Source organism: Burkholderia stagnalis, assembly GCF_902830275.1.
In the GTDB taxonomy this organism is placed as follows: Bacteria; Pseudomonadota; Gammaproteobacteria; order Burkholderiales; family Burkholderiaceae; genus Burkholderia; species Burkholderia stagnalis.
The window spans coordinates 1-232 of the sequence record NZ_CADESW010000122.1 but is presented as its reverse complement, the minus strand read 5'-3'; the positions used below and the strand labels follow the sequence as shown (position 1 = coordinate 232).

Annotated in this window: 1 protein-coding gene; it reads left to right on the top strand. The window is 62.1% G+C overall.

Features of this window, described 5'->3' with window-relative positions:
* The coding region (locus HWY45_RS36515) for a hypothetical protein (protein ID WP_176118537.1) at window positions 1-232 on the top strand (232 nt) is incomplete at both ends.

The window sequence follows — 232 nt, the reverse complement described above, 5'->3', positions numbered from 1 at the left end:
CGTCGTCGGCGACGTCGTTCAGCTTCATGCTCGATACGTCGGCCACCGCCCCCGGTGTTGCGCTGACCACCGATTCCGGCAGCAGCGCTGTTGATCACATCACCAATGTCGGCACGCTGAACCTGACCGGCGTCGAAACCGGCGCGGTCGTCGAATATTCGATCGATGGCGGTCATACCTGGAGCACCAGCTTCAGCGCCACCGAAGGCCTGAATGATGTGCAGGTCCGACA